Annotated in this window: 5 protein-coding genes; 2 read left to right on the top strand and 3 right to left on the bottom strand. The window is 36.3% G+C overall.

The window, feature by feature from the left end; translation table 11 throughout:
• Nucleotides 1–277 precede the first annotated feature (277 nt).
• Together CCY98_RS08345 and CCY98_RS08340 are read left to right on the top strand one after the other, a co-directional pair.
• Nucleotides 278–1594, top strand: coding sequence for a DUF2972 domain-containing protein (locus CCY98_RS08345; protein ID WP_112058090.1), 1317 nt, complete (start codon nt 278–280; stop codon nt 1592–1594).
• A gap of 22 nt (nt 1595–1616) precedes the next feature.
• Nucleotides 1617–1886 carry a DUF2972 domain-containing protein gene (locus tag CCY98_RS08340; protein ID WP_112058089.1) on the top strand — a complete coding sequence of 90 codons (270 nt, stop codon included), beginning with the start codon at nt 1617–1619 and terminating at the stop codon, nt 1884–1886.
• Nucleotides 1887–1975: 89 nt separating this feature from the next.
• On the opposite strand, the gene CCY98_RS08335 is transcribed toward CCY98_RS08340, so the two are convergent.
• From CCY98_RS08335 to CCY98_RS08325, 3 genes are read right to left on the bottom strand one after another with little or no spacing between them, the layout of a single operon-like run.
• Nucleotides 1976–3292, bottom strand: coding sequence for a putative sulfate exporter family transporter (locus CCY98_RS08335; protein ID WP_112058088.1), 1317 nt, complete (start codon nt 3290–3292; stop codon nt 1976–1978).
• Nucleotides 3293–3333: 41 nt separating this feature from the next.
• On the bottom strand, nt 3334–4617 hold the full coding sequence (locus tag CCY98_RS08330; protein WP_112058087.1) for an SAM-dependent methyltransferase: 1284 nt from the start codon (nt 4615–4617) through the stop codon (nt 3334–3336).
• Nucleotides 4617–6341, bottom strand: a complete 1725-nt coding sequence (locus CCY98_RS08325) for a nitrite/sulfite reductase (RefSeq protein ID WP_112058086.1) — start codon at nt 6339–6341, stop codon at nt 4617–4619. Before CCY98_RS08325 ends, CCY98_RS08330 begins: the two co-directional genes overlap by 1 nt.
• Nucleotides 6342–6556: the final 215 nt, after the last annotated feature.

Raw genomic sequence — 6556 nt, 5'->3', positions numbered from 1 at the left:
CTCTTAATTTATTTCCTCTTTTTATATAAAACACCCTTTAATCTTTTTGCTTATCTCTCTTTCTTTCTCTTTAAGTTTAAATATTTCTCTCTCTTTAATAATCCAAAAGCTTAAAATCAATTCCCAACAATCTTTACTTAAGAATCAAGGATTCTCAAATGGGTAGAGGTTCTAAAATTTATCACAGATTTGGTTTGAAATGGGCTTTAGCTTATAGATGCAAAAAACTAAAAGAAAGATTAAGAACAATACTCCCTTATGATTACAGAAAACTTTAATGTTTTTTAGGATTTTAAAACTAAAAAATGCTAATAAATTTAAAATTTATAAAATTCTAATACAATGCCATTGCATAATAGACAAGCAAAAACATTTAGAATTTATTGCTGAACATTATGAGGAGATAAACTCTTGGTTTAACTCCAAAGAGTTTAAAGAAAAATATATTAATACCAATCACCCTTATCCTCCTTTATTAAATCCAGAGCGATTGAATGCAAAAGTAGAATCTTGCAAGGACAATAAACTTTCTGCTTTGTCATTGCGAGGAACGAACAAAGTGAGAGACGAAGCAATCCATAATGTTGCATACTTTAAAGATTCCATTGCAGGATCAAAGGTTGATAAGATTATAGATTGCCACGATTCTACTAACGCAGAATCTTGTAATGATAAATGCCAAAGTATAAAAACAGATTGTAAAGCTCAAAATCTACAATCCCAAAGTAAAAGTGCAGAATCTATACAACCTTATCCTAATCTAAGCTATGAGAGCATACCACCTGAACTTGCTTGGGATTTGAATTTGCCATTGCCGAGGGGGTATGATTGTATTTGGGCTTTATTTGGGTTGAGTGGTTGTGTGGCATTTGGAAGTTTTTTAGGAAAATTGGGAACTTCAATGTTGTATGTGGGGGCTCCATTTGATAAAGTCTATAAAAAAGCATATCTTTATTTGCGAGAAAGAAGTTTAAATCTGCTTGTTTGGGTTAGTTTTGATGATAGGAAAGAATTGCATAGGGAAAAATTATTTTCTTTAATGGATTCTGAAGTTCCTCTTTTGATGGATGTAAGGGATTCTGTTGGTAGATTAAAGCACGGAGTAAATCACGGAAGTTTTAAAACTGGAAAAACACAATATTCTATTGATGACCCTATGGAATTGTTGGTGGATAGGGTTACCTATGGGGGGCAAGATAAACCGCATTTGGATATTTTAGGAAATTTTAGCAATGGAAATGTATTCTGCGGTTCTCCAGAGATTTGGATTTATGATAAGATTGTTCAAATGTTACCCAATGCAAAATATGTCAAATATCTTGATATGCAAGAGATTGTGGGAGAGAGAACTTTTGATACAATGATGAAATTAGCCAAAGAGTTTGGATTTCCTCTGCCACAAGAAAAAGATAGAGAATTTTTTACAAGCAAAATCAACAATCAATACAGATATTTATTGCCTATTACGATTTACATCAATAAAAAGATTCAAGTCTTTGTGCAACAACAAATTCATTCTCTGCAAGATAAAATAGATATTCTCCCTAGGCTCTCTTTGGATTATTTTGGAATAAAAGTGGGGCTTTTTTGTTGATAAAAGTGATTTTGAAAAAATAATGCAAGACTCTGCTTTGAGGCAAAAGATAGCAGAGAAAATGCAGGAGTATTTAAGGCTTCTTAAAGCTAAGACAACCAGTATTGAAGCAAACAAGGTAACAGAATCTCAAGTATTAGAATACTTTAAAGAAAACCCCCAAATACGCAAAGTTTATAAGGGTTATTTTGATAAGGAATTTACGCACATTAAGGCAAATCATCCCGATATTGTAAAGTCTTGGAAATATTATCAAGAATTTGAGAGAATGTGTGAGGAGTTGGATAAATAAGTTTAAAAATTGTATTAAAGATTCTTATGGATTGATATGTTGTTGCGTCCTTGAGTAGGGTTTGTCTGCTAGCAAGGACGCAAACCCGCTTAGCGCATAAAGTTCGTCCAAAAATCCTCAAACAAATAAGCAGAGAGTAAATAGCCAAGCGGGAGATTCACCGCTACTCCAAGCGTGAATGCCACCAAAGGCTTGTAGCCCACTGCGATAATTTTCTTAAACTCCGTATTTAAACCAATGCAAAGAAAAGTCCAAGTAAAAACCCAATTCCGCAAAGTTTTAATCAAACCTAGTGCTTCTTTGGAGAATTGTTGGTTATTTGCAGAATCTAGGTTAAGGGTAAAGAAGCTTACAAGCACAGAGGCGATAAGGAATCCCAAAATAAACTTCGGAAATCTCTCCCAAATCGTCCCAATACCAACTTGCGTATTTTCTTGCTTGTGCCATACCGCAACAGATAAAAACGCTACAAGCACCGCCCAAATCCCTACAAACATATCTCTACCAATCACTTTGATGAGTGTAAAAGCTGCAATTGCGCGTTCATCGCCGATAGATTGTGCAGCTGCCAATCCCGCAGAATCCGCAAATTCTGAAGTCCCAATCCAAGCTCCAGCCACTCCCGCATCTAAGCCCAATGCCTTACAAAAAAGTGGCAGTAAAATCACCATTACCACAGCCCATAAAACAACAATACTAATGGCGAGGCTGATATGTTCTTGTTTTGCCTTTGCAGCATTTCCAATCACAATGGAAGCACTCACGCCACAAATAGAACCTCCAGCCCCTAAAGTAGCTCCAAAGCTTGGGTCAAGCTTGAAAAGTTTTGTTGCGGCAAAGTAAATCGTCCAAAAGGTGATAATTGTGATGATACAAGCCTGTAAAATCGCAATTCCACCTGCATTAATAAGAAGTGTTAAAGGAAGCGTTGCGCCCATAAGCACGATTCCAATTTTCACATAAAATTCTGTAAGCAAGGAATCCTTAAACCATTGTGGCAGATTTGCAAAATTCCCCAAAAGCAACCCAAGCAATAGCGCAACTAAGGGAGATTCTAGTTGATATTCTTTCGCGCTTGTGTGGCTACTGATTAAAAACACAATCACACTAAGCAAAAACAAAAGCACAAAGCTCACAATAAAGGGCTTCAAGCTCTTGTTTAAGAATCTTGCAACAATGCTAAACCAAATTCCAAAAAAACAAAACAACACAACAAAGTTCAAAACAGAGAGATTCTTAAAGGCACTCAAAATATCTGTCCCATTCCAAGAGGCAAACTTCACATTTAAAACCTTGATGACAGAGGATCCGTCCAAAAACCAAAAGGCACTAATGCCCAAAACCAAAAATAAGCCAATAATATTAGCCCAACTATCCTCTTTTGCTAACCATTTTATTTCTTTCATTTTTAACCTTAATTTTTAAATTATTGATGATGTTGATGATTTTATAAAATAATTCTTTGCCCCTCAAAGGGCATACATAGACACTCTCCTACTGCTTTGCCTAGTATTAAGATTGCAGGTTTATCACAGAGTTTTGCCATTTGCTCTAGTTGCCCTAATGTGCCAATGATGGATTTTTGTTCTTTGGAATCCACTTTGGAAATAAACGCCGCAGGAAGTGAAAGCGGGATTCCAAGCTCCTTAGCGTTTAAAACGATTTTGTCCGCAAAGCTATAAGCCATCATTACAATGAGGGTATAAGGCGAATCTTTAAGGTAATGTAGCCACTCTGTATGGAAAACACTCTCCCTTAAATGTGCAGAAACAATTAAAACTCCAGCACTGACTCCGCGCAAAGTTGGTGTGATTCCACTGCTTAAAGCTCCATTTAAGCTTGAACTTAATCCACTAACGCATTCTACCTCTATGTTATGGGATTTAAGAAAGCTTCCCTCCTCAAAGACCCTACCAAAGATTACGGGGTCTCCACCCTTTAATCTACCGACATTTTTACCCTCTTTTGCGTATTTTAGCATTAGTGCATTAATGGCTTCTTGCGTGTAGCTTGGTTTGCCTTTTTGTTTGCCTACACTAATGCAAGTAACACCAAGATTCTCCAAGAGATTCCAAATTTCTTTGCCGATTAAGTTATCCAAAAGTGCCACATCTAAAATTTCAAAAGTCTCCAATGCTTTTAGGGTTAGGCTTTGCAAACTATTTGGACCACAACCGATGATGAAAACTTTGCCTAAAGACTCCTTGCATTCTGTTTTAATTTGTTCTTTTTTAGATTCGTCTATTTTTAGATTTTGACGCATTTTTTTGAGTTTTGCTACCAATGGTTCAAGAGAATTTGGCAAAATTCTAGCAATTTTATCTCTTATGCTTTGTGCGAGAATCGGACTTGCGCCATTGGTGCTTACAAGCACACTTAAATCTTGATAACGCGCAATCGCCCCAAAATAAAAATCACACAGCTTAGGATTATCCACAACATTTAAAAGATATCCAAACTTTTTGCGCTTCTCCCACAAAAATGTGCCGAGTTTTTCATCTCCACTTGCATCAATGACAAGCTCAAAGCCTTGAAGCAAGGAATCTTGAATCTCTCCAATTTCTACATTCAAGTTTCTAAAATAGGAATCTTTTATTGCTTTTGCGATGATTTGGACTTCCCATTTGGAATCTTTTAATGCAATATGTTTTTGTTTGGCAACACTCCCAGCACCAATTAGTAGCGTTTTCTTGGGTGTTAATGCAATAGGAAGCGTAAAGGAATCTTGCATTAATTTTCCTCTCCAATACCATTTTTCTTTAAAGATACAGAAAATAATTCCTCGCTACTCCAATCATAATAAGGTTTAGGATTTTCTGCAAATTCAGGAATTTTTGCAAATGATTCTGCAATTTTGATAATTTCTTCCTCGCCACTAGAATCCACCCAAGCTTCAAAGGTTTTAAATTGTTTTTTAACTTCAAGGAATCGGGTAAGGACTTTATAGACAAATTCGGGCAGATAAAAAGCTGCAATTTGTGTGATTTTCTTAGCAAATCTTGTTTTTCCCTCCTCTACAACTCCTCCTGCTACAACATTATAGGCAGGGTAGGGGATTCCGCCTTGTCGTTGGATTTTGCCAAAGAATCCTAAATTTGCAGTGAAATGGTTGCCGCAAGAATTTGGACAGCCCGAGAGTTGAATCCTGAAGTCTTGCAGTGCGTCCAAATCTATTTTTGATTGAAGCAAATATTTTTCAATCTCTAGCACTGCCCCTCTAGGACGCGCGATTCCAAGCTGACAAGTCGCCGCACCCGTGCAAGCAACCATATCCCCAAAAATAGTTGCTTGTTTGCTTTGGGGAGAAAATTCTGTAAGAATTGGATAAAGCGTTAGCATTTGTTCTGCACTTAGATTCCTCACATAAAGATTCTGATTTTGCCCAAAAGCAATGCAGTGTGGATTTGTATCTTTTAGTATATTTGCTAATTTTTCCGCACTTTTGTAGGGAATGTCGCCTAGAGTAAGTGGCACTTTAGCATAAAAATAGCCACTTTGCTTTTGCTCTCTTACAAAGCGATTCCACCAAAGTTTTTCCTCTTTTGTCATTTTGGGTAGGGCTTTGTGCTCTAGGTTTGGTAGCTTAAGGGAAGTTTTACTAGTTTTAATCTCCCAATCTTTTTGCGATTCTTGAATGGATTGCTTTTCTTGTTCTATATGTTTTGTTAGCTCCTCAATGCCAATCTTATCAGCTAAGAATCTTAGTCTAGCGGAATGCTTGTTTTCTCTGTTGCCGTATTTATCAAACACTTGTTTTACGGCTTGGGCAAATAAAAAGCATTCTTTAGCAGGGAGAAAATCTGTAATCTTATGTCCCAAACGGCTTTTTGAACCCATTCCCCCGGCAATATAGACGATAAATCCCTTTCTGTTGCCTTTTTTGGTAGCGATGAAACCTACATCTGTAATGGTTGCGGTGGCTCTATCGGCTTTGGAGCTTGAAAAAGAAATTTTAAATTTACGCGGTAGATTAAAGGAATCTTTAAGGGCTAACATTCTCTCTGTGATGGCATTTGCGTAGGGTTGAATGTCAAATACATCGTCTTTTGCGATTCCAGAGAGTGCATCTCCTACGATTCCGCGCACACAATTTCCTCCACTTCCACGACCGCTAAGCCCTAGTTTATGTAATTCTTGCGTAACAAGGCAGAGATTTTCAAAATCCACATAATGCAGTTGAATCCCTCCTCTTGTGGTAATATGTAGGCTTTGATTGGCATAATTTTGGGCTAGTTTAGAAATTCCAAGTAATTGTTTGGGTGTGATTTGTCCCCCGTGCGTTTTAATGCGAACCATATAAGTATTTTTTTCTCTTTGCTCATAGATTCCATAAGGCACACGAATTGCCTTGAAAGTTGCTTCGTCTAGTTTGCCGTTTTTAAAATCCTCACAACTCTTGCTTAGGAGGTTGAAATCGTTTTCTAAAACAGAGTTTGGTATTGTGTAATAACTCATAAAAATCCCTTAAAATTGAAATGAGGCAAAAATTATACTTTTTAAATTCTTAAATTTTTATAAATACATATTGTGTTTTAAAATAATAATAAAATTACCACTTTAATTTTTTCCCATTCCTTTAATCTTCCCTTAAGCTTATGCTGCTATAATTCCACTTCCTTTTTTGAAATAAAAAAAGTGTTCTTTTGGCTTTATATACATTAATATAGTAT

The sequence above is a fragment of the Helicobacter sp. 11-8110 genome (assembly GCF_003288905.1).
Classification (GTDB): Bacteria; Campylobacterota; Campylobacteria; order Campylobacterales; family Helicobacteraceae; genus Helicobacter_D; species Helicobacter_D colisuis.
The sequence above is the reverse complement of the archived record's forward strand: the minus strand, read 5'-3'. Positions and strand labels throughout refer to the sequence as shown.

Excerpts from the sequence above, each read along its gene's own strand:
- CCY98_RS08330 (WP_112058087.1), bottom strand. The coding sequence starts at position 4,617 with ATGCAAGATTCCTTTACGCTTCCTATTGCATTAACACCCAAGAAAACG.
- CCY98_RS08335 (WP_112058088.1), bottom strand. The coding sequence starts at position 3,292 with ATGAAAGAAATAAAATGGTTAGCAAAAGAGGATAGTTGGGCTAATATT.
- CCY98_RS08325 (WP_112058086.1), bottom strand. The coding sequence starts at position 6,341 with ATGAGTTATTACACAATACCAAACTCTGTTTTAGAAAACGATTTCAAC.
- CCY98_RS08345 (WP_112058090.1), top strand. The coding sequence starts at position 278 with ATGTTTTTTAGGATTTTAAAACTAAAAAATGCTAATAAATTTAAAATT.
- CCY98_RS08340 (WP_112058089.1), top strand. The coding sequence starts at position 1,617 with ATGCAAGACTCTGCTTTGAGGCAAAAGATAGCAGAGAAAATGCAGGAG.